At 60.8% G+C, this 1,836-nt stretch carries 3 protein-coding genes; all 3 read left to right on the top strand.

Annotation, left to right across the window (positions count from 1 at the left end; translation table 11 throughout):
- Positions 1-680, top strand: a 680-nt coding sequence (locus J5J83_RS23215) for an RHS repeat-associated core domain-containing protein (protein WP_212353716.1), incomplete at its 5' end; no start/stop codon positions are given.
- Positions 677-1,078 carry a hypothetical protein gene (locus tag J5J83_RS22835; protein WP_212353713.1) on the top strand — a complete coding sequence of 134 codons (402 nt, stop codon included), beginning with the start codon at positions 677-679 and terminating at the stop codon, positions 1,076-1,078. The genes J5J83_RS23215 and J5J83_RS22835, both read left to right, overlap by 4 nt.
- Positions 1,079-1,348: 270 nt before the next feature.
- The coding region (locus J5J83_RS22830) for a DUF6531 domain-containing protein (protein WP_212353710.1) at positions 1,349-1,836 on the top strand (488 nt) is incomplete at its 3' end.

The following is a 1,836-nucleotide window of genomic DNA, read 5'->3' as shown; positions in this document are numbered from 1 at the left end:
CGCTCTTTGCGCAGATGTCGACGCTGCTGGCCGCGCACGGACTGGTCGTCCCCAACCCGTTCAAACCCGAGGCCCCGACAGCACGGGTGAGCGTGTTCGTGACCGACCACCTGGGCACACCATTGCGGCTGGTGGATCACAATGGCAAGACCCGCTGGACGGGGCAACCGGACGACTGGGCGGCAGTCGCGGAAGAAAACGGCGTCAGACAGCCGATCCGGTTTCAGGGGCAGTGGCTCGATGAGGAGTCCGGGCTATATTACAATCGCTACCGGTATTACGATCCACGGCAGGGGCGGTATGTGACGCAGGATCCGATTGGGTTGATGGGGGGTGTAAACATCTACAGCTACGCTGCTTGCAATCCGCTTTCTTTCGTGGATTTCAATGGACTTGAGACGAGCCCACGCGGCCCTGCGCCACCTCACCCGACACCAGATAGGGACCCAGGCTATTCACAAGGACTATGCGGGGACTACAGTGGCGCAAAGGGATGGCTGTGCGAGAAAACAGTCGATTTAGCTTGCTCGGTCAATCTCGGAACTAGGGCGCTTTGCTGCCAGGAGGCTCACAGGCAATGCATAATAAATGCCAGCGTGGAGAATCTTGGTTCAGTAGCAAAATGCGGTTCGGAATTGATTGCATGCACAGGGAAGAGCGGATCAGCGAGCGCGCCATGAGCAAGAGATCGTTAGTTCTATTGGTTGGCTTTGGAACAATAGTCATCCTGTGTGTTGGCTTCATTGCCGGCAGCCTTTGGATGTGGCAAAAGCAGACGAAGCTCGCTGCAGAGGCTCAATTGGCCACGGGGGTGGCAACTCTAATGCGCCTCAGCGTCAACGACGTTGAAGGTGCAAAGCGTTTTATGAACGAAGTGCTGGATGGGACTCTTCTAGTCCTTTCCGAGTACCCGGATCATCGAGAGCAAACCGTCCACCTCGCAGAAAGGCTGGCAGATTTGCGGAAGAGTGCCGAATACCTGCCTGAAGACGCGAGAATTCAGGGTGCGCTTCGCGACTTCTATGACGGCATTCGCGAAAGGCGCGACGTCCCGACTAACAATGATGCAAGTAGGTAGATTTTCTCTTCACCGGCTCGCCCGTGAGAGAAACACGATGCGCGATTCCGGCGGGATTCGGCATGCATGAGGAGAAGCCCTGAAAGACTCGGCCCGGAGGGCGGACACGGGAGAATGTAGGCCGCGACCGCAGCACGAGCGTCGGCAAGAACGACACCGCCACCGTCGCCGAGACCGCCAAGCTCTCCGCGAAGCGCACCGAGCTTACCGGCGAGAAAGAGATCGTGCTCACCTGCGGCACGAGCACCATCCGCCTAACGCCGGGCGAGCTTGAGGTGCTCTCCACCCTGGTCAGGATCAACGCATGAGAAGGCATACACGATAAGTGGCAAACCCGCCATCCGTATCGGCGACGCGGTCGTCAAGGGCAAGATCGTCACCGGCTCGGCCACGGTGCTGATCGGCGATGCAGGCGAAGGCGCGGCCGACCGCTGTCCGGTGGGCGAGCCCGTGAATCCCATCGTGGGCGCCAAGCTCCTGCCCGCCGAGACCGACTTCGCGCTACCCGCCCCCGCGCCTTTCGTCTTCGCGCGCAGCTACATCTCGCGCGATGCGCGCATCGGCCCCCTGGGCCAAGGCTGGTCGACGCCCGGCGACGGGCTCGGGCTTGGGGCGGGGCGTGAGGCCACCGTCGTCATCGACGCCCAGAGAATCAAAAGGGTCAGAGTCGTTCGAAGCCGTTACGACGGCCAAGGGTGGCTCACCGCGTGCAGCCTGCCCGATGGCAGCGCCTGGCACTATGCGATCGACGACGACAC

The organism is Azoarcus sp. L1K30, from assembly GCF_018122735.1.
Taxonomy (GTDB): Bacteria; Pseudomonadota; Gammaproteobacteria; order Burkholderiales; family Rhodocyclaceae; genus Parazoarcus.
This window is presented reverse-complemented; position numbering and strand designations above follow the sequence as displayed.

Bases quoted from the DNA above. Each gene is read 5' to 3' on its own strand.
- J5J83_RS22835 (WP_212353713.1), top strand. From the start codon at position 677: ATGAGCAAGAGATCGTTAGTTCTATTGGTTGGCTTTGGAACAATAGTC.